This is a genomic window from Burkholderia sola (assembly GCF_905400185.1).
Lineage (GTDB): Bacteria > Pseudomonadota > Gammaproteobacteria > Burkholderiales > Burkholderiaceae > Burkholderia > Burkholderia sola.
Map to the genome: position 1 here is coordinate 132,213 of NZ_FR989675.1, position 17,942 is coordinate 150,154.

Below are 17,942 nucleotides of genomic sequence, written 5' to 3' on the forward strand. Positions count from 1 at the left end.
GCGCGCGATGCCGACTCCGAACCCGAGCGCCGCGGGCAGCGAACCGGGCGGCACGCCGCTGCCGCTGCCGGACGATGCCGTCGCTGCCGTGCTCGCCGACGAACTGGGCGATGCGCTCGTCACGCGTGCGGCCGACATCGAGCCGCGTTACTTCACCGCGTACAACGAGCCGGCCGGCGTGCGGCCGCGCGCGCTGGTGCGCCCGCGTAGCGTCGACGACGTGTCGAGGACGCTCGCGTTATGCACGCGGCTCGGCCAGCCGGTCGTGCCGCAAGGCGGGCTGACGGGGCTCGCGCGCGGCGCGGTCGCGCTGGGCGGCGAGGTCGTGCTGTCGATGGAGCGCTTCGCGGGCATCGACGCGCTCGACGCGGCGGCCGGCACGATCACCGTGCGCGCGGGCACGCCGCTGCAGACGGTGCAGGACGCCGCGCACGCGGCGGGCTTCACGTTCGGCGTCGATCTCGGCGCGCGCGGCTCGTGCCAGATCGGCGGCATGCTCGCGACCAATGCGGGCGGCACGCGCGCGATCCGCTACGGGATGATGCGCGAGCAGGTGCTCGGGCTCGAGGCGGTGCTCGCGGATGGCACGGTCGTGTCGTCGATGAACCGGATGCTGAAGAACAACGCGGGCTACGACCTGAAGCAGCTCTTCATCGGCAGCGAAGGGACGCTCGGCGTCGTCACGCGCGCGGTGCTGCGGCTGCATCCGTTGCTGGCGGCGCCGGCCACGGCGCTCTGCCGCGTGCGCGACTACGAGGCGGTGGTCGCGCTGTGGAACCGCGTGCGCACGCTGCCGGAAGTCGTCAGTTTCGAGGCGATGTGGCCGGCGTTCTACGACTACGTCGCGCGCCATACGCCCGGTGTGTCGGCGCCATTCGTCGGCGACGGCGGTTTCGTGGTGTTGATCGAATGCGCGACGAGCGCGCCGGGCGGCGATGCGCACCATGCGCTCGAAACGGGGCTGGCTGCGGGGCTCGATGCAGGGCTCATCGACGATGCGGTGCTCGCGACTTCCGAGCGGCAGGCGCGCGACCTGTGGACGCTGCGCGAAGGGCTTGCGATCGATGCGCTGCCCCATCTCGTCAACTTCGACGTGAGTCTGCCGACGGGCGAACTCGGCGCGTTCGCCGAACGCTGCGGGGCGGCGTTGCGGGCGCGCTGGCCGGCGCTCACGTGCCTGTTCTTCGGCCATGTCGGCGACGGCAACGTGCATATCGGCGTGTCGCTGGCCGAGATGACCGACACGGATGCCGATGCGCTCGATTGCTGCGTGTATGCGGTGGTGCGCGACATGGGCGGCTCGGTGTCGGCCGAGCACGGGATTGGCGTGCTCAAACGTCCTTATCTGGCGCACACACGCAGCGACGCGGAAATCGGATTGATGCGACGCCTGAAGGCCGCGCTGGACCCGCTTGGGATCCTGAATCCCGGCAAGGTGCTTTGACGCTGCCGACGCCCGTTCCTCACGGAAAACGGCCGGCGCGACGCATCAGCCGTCCACCCAGCGCAGCGCGCCGATCTTCAGGTGTTCGACGACGCTGCGCGCCCACTCGAGCTCCGCATTGAGCAGCACGAGCGCATATTCGTTCTGCAACAGGAACAGGCGCGGCACCTGGTCGGCCTGCGCGGTGGCGCGCAGCGCCTCCAGCCGCTCGCGTTCGGCGTCGAGACGCGCGATGCGCAGCTCGAGCTGGTGGCGCGCATCTTCCGCATCGAGCAGCGGCAGGAACGCGAGGCCGGCGCCGAACGCCGGAAATTCACGCGCGGGCTCCGCGAGCAGCGCATGCAGCCACGCCTGCCCGGCCGTGTGCCCGGCTTCGGTCAGCGCATACAGCGTGCGCTCCGGAAACGCGCCGTCACGCTCGGTGTCGTGCACGACGATCAGCCCGTCGCGCAGCAGCCGGTCGATCGTCTGGTACAGGCTCGTGCGCTGCCGCACGTTGACGACTTCGTCGTAGCCGCGGGCCTTCAGTTGCTGCAGCATCCCGTACGGATGCATCGGCGTTTCGGTGAGCGTCGCGAGGACGGCCAGCGCGAGCGGGGACGGACGAATCATAGATATGAATAGTAAATATATATCTAGTTATAATATAACTATTCTCTACCAGACTATCTTGTTTGACAAGGGTTTCAGCCGAGATGCGAGCGCTTCGCGGCCGGCGCGACGGTTTCCATCGTCGCGAGACCGTGCACGATGCCGCAATCCTCGACCGAGTGCTCGCCGACGCACTGGCGGCGCAGTTCGGTGAGCTGGTCGCGCAGATGCGTGAGTTCCGCGAGGCGCGCGTCGACGTGTCCGATGTGATCGTCGAGCAGCGAATTGATCGAATCGCAGCGGTCGGCCGGCGTGTCGGTGAGCCGCAGCAGCGCGCGGATTTCGTCGTGCGCCATGTCGAGCGCGCGGCAGTTGCGGATGAAGCGCAGCCGTTCGACGTGCACGTCGGAGTAGTTGCGATAGTTCGAATCGGTGCGCTCCGCATCTGGCATCAGCCCCTCTTTCTCGTAGAAACGGATCGTCTCGGGCGTGCAGCGGGCCGCTTTGGCCAGTTCGCCAATCTTCATGCCTTTCTCCCGTGTAAGGGTTGACCTTGTAGTGGCTTCAGGGTGTTAACTCTACACCGTCAAGCCACGAAAGGAGGTTGTCATGACCGACGCCCAGCGTCCCCACGACCCACGACACCGTCATGCCGGCGGCGCCGATACGTGTTGCGCCGATGCGCGCGACACGCAGACGGCGACCGTTGCCGATGCGGCGCCGGCGGCCGGCGAGCGCGCGCACGGCCATGACCACGATCACGGCCACGGCCACGCCGCGCATGGCGATGCGGGTCATGACCGCGATCACGACGAGGCTCACACGGATACGCATCGGCATGGCGCGTCGTGCTCGCACGACCACGCCGCACATGACCATGCCGACCACGACCACGACCACGACCACGCGGCCGGCGACTGCTGCGCGCCTGCCGCGCTGACGCTCGCGCCGCTGCCGGTCGCGCAGGCGACCGCGTCGGGTCACGTGCGCTCCGCGTTCCGGATCATGCAGATGGACTGCCCGACCGAGGAAACGCTGATCCGCAAAAAGCTCGGCGGCATGCAGCAGGTATCGGCGCTCGAATTCAACCTGATGCAGCGGATGCTGACCGTCGAGCACGTGCCCGGCGCGCAACCGGCGCTCGAAAGCGCGATCCGCTCGCTCGGGATGACGCCGGAAGCCGCGTCGGCCGATGCACCGGCAGCGCCCACCGCGCCGCCGCCCGCCAAACCGTGGTGGCCGCTCGCGCTCGCCGGCGTCGCCGCGATCGCATCCGAAGGCGCGACCTGGGCCGGGCTGCCGGTGTGGCTGTCGGCGGCGCTCGCGCTCGCCGCGGTGCTCGCGTGCGGGCTCACCACGTACAAGAAAGGCTGGATCGCGATCCGCAACGGCAACCTGAACATCAACGCGCTGATGAGCATCGCGGTGACGGGCGCGATGGCGATCGGCCAGTGGCCGGAAGCCGCGATGGTGATGGTGCTGTTCACGATCGCCGAGCTGATCGAGGCGAAGTCGCTCGACCGCGCGCGCAATGCGATCCAGGGGCTGATGCAGCTCGCGCCGGACACCGCGACCGTGCAGCAGGCCGACGGCGCGTGGCGCACGATCGAAGCCGCACAGGTCGCGCTGGGCGCGGTCGTGCGCGTGAAGCCGGGCGAGCGGATCGGGCTGGACGGCGAGGTCGTCGCCGGCCGCTCGACGGTCAACCAGGCGCCGATCACCGGCGAGAGCCTGCCTGTCGAAAAGGCGAGCGGCGACGCCGTGTACGCGGGCACGATCAACGAATCGGGTTCGTTCGACTACCGCGTGACGGCCGTCGCGGCCAACTCGACGCTCGCGCGGATCATCCACGCGGTCGAGGAAGCGCAGGGCGCGAAGGCGCCGACCCAGCGCTTCGTCGACCAGTTCGCGCGCGTCTACACGCCGATCGTGTTCGCGGTCGCGCTGCTGGTCGCGGTGGCGCCGCCGCTCGTGATGGGCGGCGCGTGGCACGACTGGATCTACCGCGCGCTCGTGCTGCTCGTGATCGCGTGCCCGTGCGCGCTGGTGATCTCGACGCCGGTGACGATCGTGTCGGGGCTTGCGGCCGCGGCGCGGCGCGGGATTCTCGTGAAGGGCGGCGTCTATCTGGAAGAAGGGCGCAAGCTCGCGTGGCTCGCACTCGACAAGACCGGCACGATCACGCACGGCAAGCCGGTGCAGACCGACTTCGACGTGCATGCGGACGGTGCCGATGCGGCGCGCGTGCGGCATCTCGGCGCGAGCCTCGCGGCGCGCTCCGATCACCCGGTGTCGCAGGCGATTGCGGCCGCGGCCCGCGACGCCGGCACGACCGCATTCGCCGACGTGCAGGACTTCGAAGCGATCGTCGGGCGCGGCGTGTGCGGCACGATCGACGGCACGCGCTACTGGCTCGGCAATCACCGGCTCGTCGAGGAACTGGAGCGCTGCTCGGCGGCGCTCGAGGCGAAGCTCGACGCGCTGGAGCGGCAGGGCAAGAGCGTCGTCGTGCTGGTCGACGCCACGCGCGTGCTCGGCATCTTCGCGGTGGCCGACACGATCAAGGACACGAGCCGCGATGCGATCGCCGATCTGCATGCGCTCGGCATCCGCACCGCGATGCTGACGGGCGACAACCCGCATACCGCGCAGGCGATCGCGGGGCAGGCCGGCATCGACGATGCGCGCGGCAACCAGTTGCCGGAAGACAAGCTCGCGGCGGTCGAGGAACTGTCGGCGGGCGGCGCGGGCGCGGTCGGGATGGTCGGCGACGGGATCAACGATGCGCCGGCGCTCGCGCGCGCCGACATCGGCTTCGCGATGGGCGCGATGGGTACCGACACGGCGATCGAGACGGCCGACGTCGCGCTGATGGACGACGACCTGCGCAAGATTCCCGCGTTCGTGCGGCTGTCGCGCGCGACGCACCGCGTGCTGGTGCAGAACATCGGCTTCGCGCTCGGCGTGAAGGTCGTGTTCCTCGGCCTCACGGTCGCGGGGCTCGGCACGATGTGGATGGCGGTCTTCGCCGACGCGGGCGCGAGCCTGATCGTCGTGGCCAACGGTTTGCGGCTGCTGTCGTCGTCCGGGGCGTTCGGCGACGTCCCGGCCAAGCGTTGAGGAGCGGGCGATGAGCTTCCTGAAACGGATTCTCGGCGGCCACGGCGGTGGTCATGGCAGCGGGCACAGCAATAGCGGAAACGGGGGCCACGGCGGCGGGCGTCACGGTGGCCTGCGCCAGGGCGGGCACGGCGGCCACGATGCGCGCGGCCGCGATCGCCACGGCTGGGGCTGGCAGGCGCCGGCCGACGCGGGCGGCGGTGGCCAGGGCGGCAATCTGCCGCTGAGCCAGCTCGCGTGCGCGGGCTGCGGCGCACTCAACGCAGCCGATGCACGCTTCTGCACGCAGTGCGGCGCGGCGCAACGCGGCAAGGCCTGCAGCCGCTGCCACGCGGCGCTGGCGGCCGACGCGCGGTTCTGTCCCGGCTGCGGAACGCAGGCGGCTTGACGCTATCCGCACCTTCGCGCCGGCCACGCATAAGCACAGGCCGGCACGCTTCGTTCGACGGCCGGCGCACCGACATGCCCGATGTCATCCCCGGCGTGCTCGCACCGGCAATATCGTCGCGGTCCGTCCGGATACACGGCTCCGGGACGCGCCCTTTACTCAGCGCAGCGGCAGGTGAATTTCGGTGCGCAGGTCGGCCGGAGCCGTATCCATCGGCGTATTGAGGTATAGCTCGAACGGCGGCGCGTCGGCGGCTTCGCGGCCCGAGTGACGCAGCCAGTCGCCGTAGAGCCACTGGTAGGCCGTCTTCAGGTCCGCATACGGCCCGGTATGCAGCAGCACCGCGTATTCGCCGCCCGCGATCGTCGCGCGCTCGACCGGCGGCACGGGCGCGACGTCCGGCGCGCCGTCGGCCGGCATCCAGCACGCTTTCGCGCGCAGTTGCGCTTCGGGTGTCGTGTCCGGATCGTCGTAGAAAATCCCGATCATCTTCGCGCCCGGGCCGATCAGCCCGCGCTGCCCAGCCCACGCGCCGATGCGCCCGAACGCGTCGCCCACTTTCATATACGCACCGGTGTGCGCCACCGCGTAGCCGCGCAGTTCCGGCAGCCGCCGGATCTCGACCTCGTGCTTGAACATGTCTTCCTCTCCTCGCTGTAGTGGATAAATCGGCCGGTGGATGCCGGTGCGCCGGTGCTGCGCGGGCAACACGCCGTACGCGTCGCGAAATGCCCGCGCGAACGCGTGCGTCGAACCGTAGCCCGCGCGCCGCGCGATCTCGTCGAGCGGCCGCGCGGTGCAGACCAGATCCTCGGACGCCCGCACGATCCGCATCCGCCGCACCGTCAGCACGATCGACTCGCCGTACAGCGCGCGGTAGACGCGCTGCCAGTGATACGGCGACAGGCACGCGACTTCGGCGAGCCGGTTCAGGTCGAGCGGGCCGTCGAGATGCGCGCTGATGTACGCGTGAACGCGCGCCACGCTCGCCGCGTAGCGCACCCACGCGGGCGGGTCGGGTTTCGTTTCGGCTGGGGTCATCGGCGTGTCCGGGCTGGAACCGACGCCACGGTAGCACGGGCCGAATGGACAAATCTTGCGGAAATGCCGGACACCCAACGATCAGCCCCTTTTTGATTTCAGCGAAATGGGGTCTTGCCCCTCCGAAATCTATGTCTAAAGTTAAAGACGGTGAAATCGGGTGAACGCGTCATTTTTCTCGGGTAAGTTGCTTGGACGGGGCAGCACGCATTTCGAATTACGCAGGTCGTTCGTCGATGTTCAATCGCCACACCACGTTTTCGGGAGAAGAAGAAATGGATGCTTCCAGCTTCATCACGTCGCTGCAGGCCACACTAGGCGGATACCTGCCCAAGATCGCCGGCGCGATCGGCATCCTGGTGATCGGCTGGCTGATCGCCGTCGCGGTGCGGGCCGGCGCGCTCCGGCTGCTCAGCGCGCTGAAGGTCGATCAGCGGATCACCGACAGCACGGGCCAGGGCGCGTGCGTCGAACGCATCATCGCCGGCGGCCTGTTCTGGCTCGTGCTGCTCGTCACCGCGGTGGGCATCTTCAACGTGCTCAACCTGTACGCGGTCTCCAATCCGTTCTCGCTGCTCGTCACGCACATCGTCAACTACCTGCCGAACCTGATCGGCGGCGCGGCGCTGACGCTGATCGCGTGGCTGATCGCGTCGCTGCTGCGCAGCCTCGCGAACCGCGCGCTGAAGGCGAGCAAGGTCGACGCCACGCTGTCCGAAAGCGCCGGCATGCAGCCGATGAGCGGCTATCTCGGCGACGTGCTGTTCTGGCTCGTGATCCTGATGTTCCTGCCGGCGATCCTCGCGTCGTTCGCGCTGTCGGGCCTGCTGTCGCCGGTGCAGGGGATGGTCGACAAGCTGCTCGCGATCGTGCCGAACATTTTCGCGGCCGCCGTGATCGGCTTCGTCGGCTGGATCGTCGCGCGCGTGCTGCGAGGCCTCGTGACGAACCTGCTGGTCGCCGCCGGCGCCGACCGCCTCACGCAAGGCATCGACAGCCCGACGCCGGTGCGCGTGTCGAGTCTGGTCGGCACGATCGTCTACGTGTTCGTGTTCGTGCCGACGCTGATCTCCGCGCTCGACGCACTGAAGATCGACGCGATCTCGATCCCCGCGACCAACATGCTGAACCAGTTCCTCGGCGCGGTGCCGGACATCGTCGCGGCGATCGTGATCGTGCTCGTCACGTTCTACTTCGCGCGCTTCGTCGCGTCGCTCGCGCAGAAGCTGCTGGAAGCGGCCGGCGTCGACGGGCTGCCGGCCGTGCTCGGCGTCGAGCGCGTGTTCTCGGGCATCCTGCAGCCGTCGGTGCTGGTCGCGCGGCTGATCGTGTTCTTCGCGATGCTGTTCGCGTCGGTCGAGGCCGCGAACCGGCTCGGCTTCACGCAGGTGCGCGACGTCGTCACGCTGTTCATCGAATTCGGCGGCCACGTGCTGATGGGCGGCGTGATCCTCGTGATCGGCGTGTGGCTCGCGGGCCTCGCGCGCCGCGTGATCGAGCAGGCCGACCGCGAGCACAGCGTGCTGTTCGCGCGGATCGCGCAATTCGCGATCCTCGGCCTCGTGTTCGCGATGGGGCTGCGCGCGATGGGCATCGCGAACGAAATCGTCCAGCTCGCGTTCGGCCTCGTGCTCGGCGCGATCGCGGTGGCCGTCGCGCTGTCGTTCGGCCTCGGCGGCCGGGAAGCGGCCGGCAAGCTGCTCGACCGCTGGTTCAACCAGCGCGGCGGCGGCCAGTAACGCCGGCCGGCACGGCCGATCCGGCCCGCATCGCGCGGGCCGGATCGGCGTGGCAACGCGGGCGGCCGGCGTTGCCGCGAGCGTTTTCGAAAGCGTTTCCGCAAGCGAAATGTCAGCCGCGATCTTTGCCGAATTTCGATAACACGTCGTTTAATGACTCTCTAGCATCGATTCTCAGTCGCGCGGGCCCGCAGGCCGGCGCCTTTGAGGAGAGTCCGATGAAAGCAGAGTCGAATGGCCGGCCCGCCGCCGGCGCCAAGTCCTCCGGCCAGCCCGCGCTGCAGCAGACGCTCGGGACCTGGCAACTGTGGGGCATCGCGGTCGGCCTCGTGATTTCCGGCGAATACTTCGGCTGGAGCTACGGCTGGGCGAGCGCGGGCACGCTGGGTTTCGTGATCACCGCGCTGTTCGTCGCGGCGATGTACACCACCTTCATCTTCAGTTTCACCGAGCTGACGACGTCGATCCCGCATGCGGGCGGCCCGTTCGCGTATGCGCGGCGCGCGTTCGGCCCGACCGGCGGCTATCTGGCCGGCGCGGCGACGCTGGTCGAATTCGTGTTCGCGCCGCCCGCGATCGCGCTCGCGATCGGCGCGTACCTGCACGTGCAGTTTCCGGGGCTCGAACCGAAACACGCGGCGATGGGCGCGTATCTCGTGTTCATGGCGCTGAACATCGTCGGCGTGCAGATCGCGGCGACCTTCGAGCTCGTCGTCACGCTGCTCGCGATCTTCGAGCTGCTGGTGTTCATGGGCGTCGTGTCGCCGGGCTTCACGTGGAGCAATTTCACGAAGGGCGGCTGGTCGGGCGCCGATCACTTCAGCGTGGGTGCGTTCCACGGGATGTTCGCGGCGATTCCGTTCGCGATCTGGTTCTTCCTCGCGATCGAAGGCGTCGCGATGGCCGCCGAGGAAGCGAAGAACCCGAAGCGCTCGATTCCGATCGCGTACGTGGCCGGGATCCTGACCCTCGTGGCGCTCGCGATCGGTGTGATGGTGTTCGCCGGCGGCGCGGGCGACTGGACCAAGCTCGCGAACATCAACGATCCGCTGCCGCAGGCGATGAAGTACATCGTCGGCGCGAACAGCGGCTGGATGCACATGCTCGTGTGGCTCGGGCTGTTCGGGCTCGTCGCGTCGTTCCACGGGATCATCCTCGGCTATTCGCGCCAGATCTTCGCGCTGGCCCGCGAAGGCTACCTGCCCGAATGGCTCGGCAAGGTGCATCCGCGCTTCAAGACCCCGCATCGCGCGATTCTCGCGGGCGGCGTGGTCGGGATTGCCGCGATCTACAGCGACGAGCTGATCCAGTTCGGCGGGCAGACGCTCACCGCGAATATCGTGACGATGTCGGTGTTCGGTGCGATCGTGATGTATATCGTCAGCATGGCGTCGCTGTTCAAGCTGCGCCGCTCGCAGCCGAACCTGGCGCGGCCGTTCCGCGCGCCGCTGTACCCGATCTTCCCGGCCTTCGCGATCCTGGCGGCGCTCGTCTGCCTCGCGACGATGGTGGTTTTCAACGGGCTGGTCGCGCTGGTGTTCGTCGGCTTCCTCGCGGTCGGTTACGCATACTTCCTCGCGACCCGTTCGCAGCGCGCGAGCGCACCCGGCGACGCGCTGCTGGAGGAGTGAGCACGGTGACGACGGTGAACGTGAAAGGCCGTTCCTGACGGCATCCGGCGCGCCCCGTCGAACGGGCGCGCCGTCGGCTTTTGGCAAGGAGATTCGAACGATGTCCTATACGGAGACGATCGGTCCGCGCACGTACCGCTTCGCGGACCTGAAGACGCTGCTCGCGAAGGCGAGCCCGCTGCGTTCCGGCGACCAGCTCGCCGGCGTCGCGGCGGCGAGCGAGGAGGAGCGCGTCGCCGCGAAGATCGCGCTCGCGGGCGTACCGCTGAAGGCGTTCCTGAACGAAGCGGTGATCCCGTATGAAGACGACGAGGTCACGCGCCTGATCATCGACGATCACGACGCGCACGCGTTCGCCGAGATCTCGCACCTCACCGTCGGCGATTTCCGCAACTGGCTGCTGTCGCCCGCGGCCGACGGCGCGGCGCTCGAACGGATCGCGCCCGGCCTCACGCCCGAGATGGTCGCGGCCGTGTCGAAGCTGATGCGCAACCAGGACCTGATCGCGGCCGCGAGAAAGCGCCGCGTCGTCACGCGCTTTCGCAACACGGTCGGGCTGGCCGGCCGGATGTCGGTGCGGCTGCAGCCGAACCACCCGACCGACGACGTGAAGGGCATCGCCGCGTCGATGCTCGACGGGCTGATGTACGGCTGCGGCGACGCGATGATCGGCATCAACCCGGCCACCGACAGCCTCGCGGCGATCGTGAAGCTGCTCGCGATGATCGACGGCTTCCGCGAGCGCTACGGCGTGCCGACGCAGTCGTGCGTGCTTACCCACGTGACCAACACGATCGCGGCGATCGAGAAGGGCGCGCCGGTCGATCTCGTGTTCCAGTCGATCGCGGGCACCGAGAAGGCGAACGCGAGCTTCGGGATCTCGCTCGCGCTGCTCGGCGAGGCGCGCGAGGCCGCGTTGGCGCTCAAGCGCGGCACGGTCGGCAACAACCTGATGTATTTCGAGACGGGCCAGGGCAGCGCGCTGTCGGCGAACGCGCACTTCGGCGTCGATCAGCAGACCTGCGAAGTACGCGCGTATGCGGTCGCGCGCAAGTTCGAGCCGTTCCTCGTGAACACGGTGGTCGGCTTCATCGGGCCCGAATACCTGTACGACGGCAAGCAGATCATCCGCGCGGGGCTCGAGGATCACTTCTGCGGCAAGCTGCTCGGCGTACCGATGGGCTGCGACATCTGCTACACGAACCACGCGGAAGCCGACCAGGACGACATGGACACGCTGCTGACGCTGCTGGGGGCGGCCGGCATCAACTTCATCATGGGGATTCCGGGCGCGGACGACGTGATGCTCAACTATCAGAGCACGTCGTTCCATGACCAGCTCTACGTACGCGAGGTGCTCGGCCTGCGCCGCGCGCCGGAATTCGAGGAATGGCTGGAGACGATGGAGATCGCCGACGCGCACGGCGCGCTGCGCGCGGCAAACGCCCGCGTGCCGCTGCTCGCGGGTGCGAACGACTGGATGGGGATTTCCGCATGAGCGACGCCGTCGAGAAGAATCCGTGGGCGCAGCTGAAGTCGTTCACGAACGCGCGGATCGCGCTCGGCCGCGCGGGCAACAGCCTGCCGACCGCGCCGCTGTTGGCCTTCAACCTGTCGCATGCGCAAGCGCGCGACGCGGTGCACCAGCCGCTCGACGCGGATGCGCTGCGGCGCGAGATCGAGGCGGCCGGCATGCTGCCGACGCTGCGCGTCCAGAGCGCCGCGCCCGACCGCGACCACTACCTGCGCCGGCCCGATCTCGGCCGCAAGCTGTCGGACGACAGCCGCGGGCTGCTGGCCGGCTACGGGGCGGCGCTCGACGACGCGCCGGATGTCGTGTTCGTGGTCGGCGACGGGCTGTCGGCATTCGCGGCCGCGAAGCAGGCGCTGCCGCTGTTGCAGGCCGTGCGGCCGCGGCTCGACGCGGACGGCTGGCGGATCGGCCCGGTGGTGGTCGCGACGCAGGCGCGCGTCGCGCTCGGCGACGAGATCGGCGAGCTGCTGCGCGCGAAGGTGGTCGCGATGCTGATCGGCGAACGGCCGGGGCTCAGCTCGCCGGACAGCCTCGGCGTGTACCTGACGTGGGCGCCGAAGGTCGGCTGTCACGACGCGCTGCGCAACTGCATCTCGAACGTGCGGCCCGAAGGGCTGCCGCACGCGGCCGCCGCGCACAAGCTGCATTACCTGATGACGCACGCGCGCCGCCTCGGGCTGACGGGCGTCGGGCTGAAGGACGACAGCGACGCGTTGGCGCCGCCGGCTCATGCGGAGCGGATCGGGGCTGCTTGAATAGCCACTCGCATCGAAAGTCCATCAACACCCGCAGCTTCGGCGACAACTGCCGGCTCGGCGCAACACGTTGATTGCTTGCCGCACGCGGGGACGGCGCGAGCGTTGCAAGTGCCGCGCATCTTGGCATTGCCGCGCTCCGTCTCGATCGGTCCGTCGATTGGGTTTCGCGCACCTGGCAAACCACTACCTCGATCCTTTGCACGGCTTCCGGGCTCATCGGCCCTGAACGCGCGCGACTACTGGCGCATTTGACGCCGGTCAGCGCTCTTGAAAATTCGCATTGCGAATTTCGAATTCGTCTGATTGATTCATCTTTCTCATTCGCGCAAATTTCGTGTGGCGCAACCATCACCGATTTGTCGAGAAAGGAGACCCGATGAGTGACGAGTCGAACGTACCGCCCCATCTTTCCTTCACCAGCAGCTCACTTGCTGCACGCGTGACCAAGGCCAGCAGCACCATCCGGCTGATGCCAAGGCGAAAGCGACTGTTGGATTGACGCACGATTGAATCGGATTGGTTGATTCGGTTGGCCTCATTTCATTTGTTGCAGATTTTCCGCAATGGTTTGTCCATGGATAGCGGCCGCGTTTCGATGTGATATGGCTGGCGCCCGATATAACGAGGATAAGAATGGCGGAATTCGATCGCGTGACAAGTTATTTGACGGGGCGGCAATCCGCGCATCTGACGCTGATGCGGCGCAAGTCGAAGCGCGATCCGGAGACGGGCGAACTGCCTCCCATGCCCACGGTGTCGGTCGTATCGTGGGTCGTGCGCGAGGCGATCTGCGAGCCGTACAGCGTCAAGGCGGTCGTTGCCGCACCGGTTGCGATTCCGAGAAAGATGGTGCTCGGGCAACTCGCGAAATTTTCGGTTCGACCCGAGGACGGACGCGCCAAGCGCGAATTTGCCGGCTTCGTGACGCAGTTCGACTCCGTATCGGAATCTCGTGATGGTTACACCTACCGTATTGTGATGCGCCAGCATCTGGCCGTCATGGACGGCCCGAGCAATTGCGCCACGTACCAGGGAATGGCCTCGTGGGAAATCATCAAGGAGATTTTGGCGCGTTACGACCTCCGCTTCTGGATACAGGTCGAATTCAATCTACGCCGCGAGCATCCCAGGCACCCATTCCGCTTCCAGTACAACATCGGCGACTGGGACTACATCAAGCTCGAGATGGAGCAAGCGGGCCTGTATTGCTACACAAGGACCGGCGAGCACGGCGACGTGCTGGTGATCGCGGACGACGTTGACGGCTATATGCGCCCCGCGATACCTGTACTGGATCGTCCTACTGCCGGGCTGGCGACCTTCGAGGAATCGATTTTTTCCTTCAAGGTCCGCTCGCGCGTCGTGCCGGAATCCTATGTGGTTGCCGACTACAACCCCGAGCAGGCGTGGGAGCGCTTCCGTGCCGAGGACCGCGCCGTATCGGACGACGAGAGCATGATCGGCAAGCCCTATGTCTGGGGCACGCATCACGACGACGCCAAAGGGGCCAAACGCGACGCACAGTTGCGCCATGAAGCGGCACGCGCCAGCCAGATTCGTTACTCGGTGGAGTCGACCGTGCTGGCGATCCGGCCTGGCAGCATCGTGCAGTCTGATCGGGCGCTCGAGGATGCCGGCGCGGCAATGTTCGTGACAGCGGTCGTGCATCGCGGCGCGCGGAACGCGAGCTATGTGAACAGCTTCACGGCGATTCCGGCCGATCGCCCGTACCGGCGGGAAATTGACGAGCGTCGGTGGCCGAAAATTCCCGGCACGCTAGGCGCGACTATTACGTCGCCTGACAAGTACAAATTCGCCTACCTGACCGACAAAGGCGAGTACGTTGCGCGGTTTCACTGCGACTTCGGCAACTGGCCCAAGGGTGGGGAAAGCGTTCCGTTACGGCTCGCCAAGCCGTTCGCAGGCAGGAACCATACGGGCATGCACATGCCCGCGTTGGACGGCGACGAAGCACTGATCGGCTTTCGCGAAGGCAATCCGAACAAGCCCTTTATTGCGGCCTTTATCCACAATAGCGAGTGCCCCGACCTGATTAATTCGTCACGACGGCGCATGTCGCGTAACGAGATCCGAACGCAATCCGGCAATACGTTCTGGATGGACGATTGGGACAATCAGGAAGGCATCGAACTCGGTACGCAGCACTCTGGCCGCTCGCAACTCCATCTCGGCCATATGGTGGACCGCGCACTGAACCAGCGAGGCGCGGGTGCCGAACTGCGGACTTCAGGGCATGCGGTTGCGCGAGGCGGCGCAGGTGTGATGGTGACGGCCTACGACCGGCCGGGCGGCGCGGGCAAGCAGCTTGATATGGCCGAGACGATCGCGCAACTCAAGGAAATGTTGGCGCTAGCTGAATCGCTGGCGAAGTCGGCCGAGGCGTCGAAGGCATCGCCTGCGGATACCCAGGCCCAAAAGGCGATCAGCGACGGGCTGGACGAATTGAAAAGGCCGGGTGCGGTCGTGACTGCGCCGGGACCGGTTGGCGTGGTCTCGGGCGACGGCGTGCAACTCGCCGCCGATGGTTCGATCATCGGGACCGCGAAGAAAGGAGTCCACTTCAGCGCGCTCAAGAGGATCACCGCCGCTGCGGGCGGTCGGTTGTCACTGTTCGCGCGGAAGGGCATGAGCCTGATCGCGTCGGCCGGCGAGGTCATTGTGCAGGCCCAGCGAGGCCGCATGCAGCTTGCGGCGCAGGAAGACATGACGGTCGAAACGGTCAATGGCGTTTTGCACGTGAAGTCGCCGAAGGAAGTCCTGCTCAGCGTCGGCGGCTCGTATATCCGCGTGAATCCGGAAGGGATCGAGATGGGCTCGCGCGGCCGTGTGCACTTCAGGACAAGTGGCTTGAAGAAGACCGGGCCGGCTCAACTGGACCTGAGCGGCGCGGCGTTCGCGCCGGCTTTCGTGCCGTTCAAGACGGAGTGTGAGGTCTGGCGTACCAATCCGAATTTTGTACAAGCGCCGGCCTTGGCACTTGAGCCGAACCCGGCGCAATGGGAGTCACAGGGTAATAGAGGGGGCGTGCCGCCGGTCCGTGCGTCAGATACCGGCGCAACAGTGCCGCCATCATCCCTGGGGGACATCTTCGGTGGGAAATCAAGTGCGAACGCAGGAGTGTCAAGCGATCGCGGCCTGACAGTTAACGATCCGGACAATGAGCAACAAAAGTGCATCAGGCCTGATCCGATTCAGCTATTAAGTCCCGCTCCGTGTAATTGGCAACTGGCTGATTTTAGTGAGTCAGTCAGCATGATGCGGGAGACGCCGACGTATCAGAAATACGGTTGGACGAGAAATGAGAGACTTAAAAATGGTGACGATCCGGTTATGTGTGCCGGAACAGCGCTCACCACATGCCAGTTCAACTACGATTCGAGTAATAAAACGCTGACGGCGAAGGTCGTTACCGCATTGGTGCCGCGACTGCTGGTGAAAATGAATCGGGTAACAGGAGAGCCGTTGCGCGACGAAAATAACCGGTACATTGTAGTGCAATATGAAACGTTCAGGAATGGAGCCAATTCCGGAAAATCGTTTGACGAGCATGGCTTGATGCAGGTCGAACGTGACCCGAAGGAAGTTGACGCTTCAACCTACAAGAACCAGATTGAAAGGACATTGAATCAGGGTAATTACAAGCTGATTCTTGATGGCTGTCAGAAGGGCGGCGCCTGCGGTTGCCGGATCGCCGTCAAATTCTGTGCTGATGTGCATGTGGTAAGGGCGGCTGACGCGCCAGTGCTCAACCCGAACATCACCATTAACCTGTATCCGACGACTGAGCGGGCAGATGCTATGAATTGGCCGGAAAAAGAGTATCAGAAGCAGGTGACAACAGGGCGATATGCGGAAAGATTTACGCAAACAAAAGCGCATGAAATCGGGCATCTCTTTAATTTTCCTGACGAATACTGGCGGCAAGGGGGATTTGTGCACTCGATTTATGTCAGGGATGGCGTGAATATCGATTTTGCGCTTGCCGATGCAAATAAAGATAAGAATACGTTCTGGATTATTGAAACTGAAACCAATCTGATGGGCGGTGGATGTCTTCAGCCGACGGCGACGATCTCCCCGTATTACCTCGAATACATCCGTAGGTGGTTCTCCGCTCATACCAACAAGTTGTGGAGGGTCGGCTATGACGCGCCAGTCAAGAAAGCATGAACAGATAACGAAAGGTGAGCCCAAAATATGGGGGGCACTCTTGTTGGACAGGAGTGATTTGCAGTTTTCTAACGTAGTTCGAAAGCTGGCGCTGTTGATAATTCTTGTATGGATGGGAGATGGATTCGTTATGGCGAATGATTTCAGCAACAGTGTCATGAAGCCGGGTGCGTTTTCCCTTTCGTGGTCTGGTGGCCTTGAATATGGCTCGAGAGAAATGACTTTTGATGGTGAAGGAAGGTTTTATTTTGCCAAAGGGGATACTATCAACGACGAAGCACAAACTGGTGTGGGTGTTTTTGTTCTCAGTCTGCAGAATAAAGATGCGCAGCAACTGAAAGACGTAGCTCACACTTTGTGTGACAAGGATATTCAGTCTGGCGGACCAGAAACCCATGATCCTGCCGCAACGTTCAGCGTTATCTGCCAAGACGAAGGCAAAGCCGTACGGAGATCAGGTTCATTGCGTCTGATTCCAGAGCGCTTCAGGCGTCAGGTTTTTGACGCACCTCTCAGGCTATCCGAGCAAGCACGCTCGGGTGGTCGGAAGATCATCAAGTTGGATTTCGAGACCGTGAGTATCGAGCATAAAGGCGATCATTACATCGTGTCGGTCAGATTTATCAATTCCGGCGATCGATGGATTAAATTTAAAACTCCGGATCTATTGCCTGGTAATACTCGGGGTGGAGGGCTTTCCATTGCGCCGTTTAGTGAGCTTGGGAGGATGCAGCCTCGCGATGATTGGGGTTTTAATTTGGCGGGTAAAACACTGATAAATAAAAATGAATTTCGGGATGGATTTGTCATGCTCAATCCTGGTGAAGGCAGGGTTTTGAGGGTCGAGGCTGTTCCGGATAATAAAATTTCAAAAGGTGTGTACGAGCTTTCCGGTGTGACTTTTATGAAAATAGAATACGAGGGTTATGGCTGGGGACTGTCAACGCATGTCGATTTTAGTCCGATTAAAAGCCAAATAACTTTCGATCGGGACTATCCTTCAACACCACAGGAGCGCGAGCAGTGGGAGACCACGCATCGCGCAAACATGTCATATCACGCGGTGAAGCCCGGTGATACGTTCGCTGAGGACGGCCTGTATCGCGCAGTGCGTCTGAATGCCGGCGGCAGCTACCGCAGCTTGCAAGTGATGCCGTTCAAGGCCGGCGACATCGCCACGACCGACAGCGTGAGGATGCCGATGGAGTCCGGAGACGGCGTCCATCTCAACGGACTGGTGCAATGGGTATGGGAAGGCAGTGCCCCGACCCCCACGAAGCCATTCTCGTCCGCCTACGTCGAAGGCACGGAGCAGTTCAGCTTGCCCGGCGCGGCGTGTCCGCGTGGCGGCCGTTGGGTGGCGCGCGTGCGCACGAATGCGGACTACTCGACGCCGGAATACCGCTATGACCTGTCCCGCATCGTCACGATGCGGCGCGGTCAGCCGATGCCGTCGATTTCGAACGACGCCGGCAACGCTGAATGGGAATGGGTGGGGGGCTGAA

12 protein-coding genes are annotated in these 17,942 nt (G+C 65.1%); 9 read left to right on the forward strand and 3 right to left on the reverse strand.

From position 1 onward, the window contains the following. Positions 1–7 precede the first annotated feature (7 nt). Positions 8–1,444 carry an FAD-binding oxidoreductase gene (locus KR541_RS00605; RefSeq protein WP_050015856.1) on the forward strand — a complete coding sequence of 479 codons (1,437 nt, stop codon included), beginning with the start codon at positions 8–10 and terminating at the stop codon, positions 1,442–1,444. A gap of 45 nt (positions 1,445–1,489) precedes the next feature. Here KR541_RS00605 and KR541_RS00610 read toward each other — a convergent pair whose 3' ends face one another. Both KR541_RS00610 and cadR read right to left on the reverse strand, forming a co-directional pair. Beyond that, the gene (locus KR541_RS00610) at positions 1,490–2,062 is read right to left on the reverse strand and encodes a PadR family transcriptional regulator (protein WP_089488028.1); all 573 of its coding nucleotides are present in this window, start codon (positions 2,060–2,062) and stop codon (positions 1,490–1,492) included. A 68-nt stretch (positions 2,063–2,130) separates the two neighbouring features. Further along, on the reverse strand, positions 2,131–2,562 hold the full coding sequence (cadR, locus tag KR541_RS00615) for a Cd(II)/Pb(II)-responsive transcriptional regulator (RefSeq protein WP_050015860.1): 432 nt from the start codon (positions 2,560–2,562) through the stop codon (positions 2,131–2,133). An 82-nt stretch (positions 2,563–2,644) separates the two neighbouring features. Between cadR and KR541_RS00620 the strand changes: the two genes are divergently transcribed. Together KR541_RS00620 and KR541_RS00625 are read left to right on the forward strand one after the other, a co-directional pair. Then, positions 2,645–5,155, forward strand: a complete 2,511-nt coding sequence (locus tag KR541_RS00620) for a heavy metal translocating P-type ATPase (protein ID WP_216089309.1) — start codon at positions 2,645–2,647, stop codon at positions 5,153–5,155. 10 nt (positions 5,156–5,165) lie between these two features. Next, a complete protein-coding gene (locus tag KR541_RS00625) occupies positions 5,166–5,543 on the forward strand; it encodes a zinc ribbon domain-containing protein (RefSeq protein ID WP_050015863.1) in 378 nt (125 codons plus the stop codon). A 159-nt stretch (positions 5,544–5,702) separates the two neighbouring features. Here the strand turns inward: KR541_RS00625 and KR541_RS00630 are convergent, their stop codons facing one another. Beyond that, positions 5,703–6,584, reverse strand: coding sequence for an AraC family transcriptional regulator (locus KR541_RS00630; RefSeq protein WP_050015865.1), 882 nt, complete (start codon positions 6,582–6,584; stop codon positions 5,703–5,705). A 275-nt stretch (positions 6,585–6,859) separates the two neighbouring features. Here KR541_RS00630 and KR541_RS00635 point away from each other — a divergent pair, with 275 nt between their 5' ends. The 6 genes from KR541_RS00635 (at position 6,860) to KR541_RS00660 (ending at position 17,941) form a co-directional block, all read left to right on the forward strand. Beyond that, complete coding sequence (locus KR541_RS00635) at positions 6,860–8,323, forward strand: mechanosensitive ion channel (RefSeq protein ID WP_050015867.1); 1,464 nt, start codon at positions 6,860–6,862, stop codon at positions 8,321–8,323. Between the two features lie 218 nt (positions 8,324–8,541). Further along, positions 8,542–9,954 carry an ethanolamine permease gene (eat, locus tag KR541_RS00640; protein ID WP_050015869.1) on the forward strand — a complete coding sequence of 471 codons (1,413 nt, stop codon included), beginning with the start codon at positions 8,542–8,544 and terminating at the stop codon, positions 9,952–9,954. Between the two features lie 100 nt (positions 9,955–10,054). Then, a complete protein-coding gene (locus KR541_RS00645; protein ID WP_050015870.1) occupies positions 10,055–11,452 on the forward strand; it encodes an ethanolamine ammonia-lyase subunit EutB in 1,398 nt (465 codons plus the stop codon). Continuing rightward, positions 11,449–12,243: an ethanolamine ammonia-lyase subunit EutC gene (eutC, locus tag KR541_RS00650; protein WP_050015872.1), complete on the forward strand. Its 795-nt coding sequence runs from the start codon at positions 11,449–11,451 to the stop codon at positions 12,241–12,243. Before KR541_RS00645 ends, eutC begins: the two co-directional genes overlap by 4 nt. Positions 12,244–12,879: 636 nt before the next feature. After that, positions 12,880–16,437 (forward strand): type VI secretion system Vgr family protein, encoded by a 3,558-nt coding sequence (locus tag KR541_RS00655; protein WP_216089310.1) that lies wholly within the window; start codon positions 12,880–12,882, stop codon positions 16,435–16,437. Next, positions 16,412–17,941, forward strand: a complete 1,530-nt coding sequence (locus tag KR541_RS00660; RefSeq protein WP_143328857.1) for a hypothetical protein — start codon at positions 16,412–16,414, stop codon at positions 17,939–17,941. The genes KR541_RS00655 and KR541_RS00660 overlap by 26 nt, the downstream gene beginning before the upstream one ends. Position 17,942: the final 1 nt, after the last annotated feature.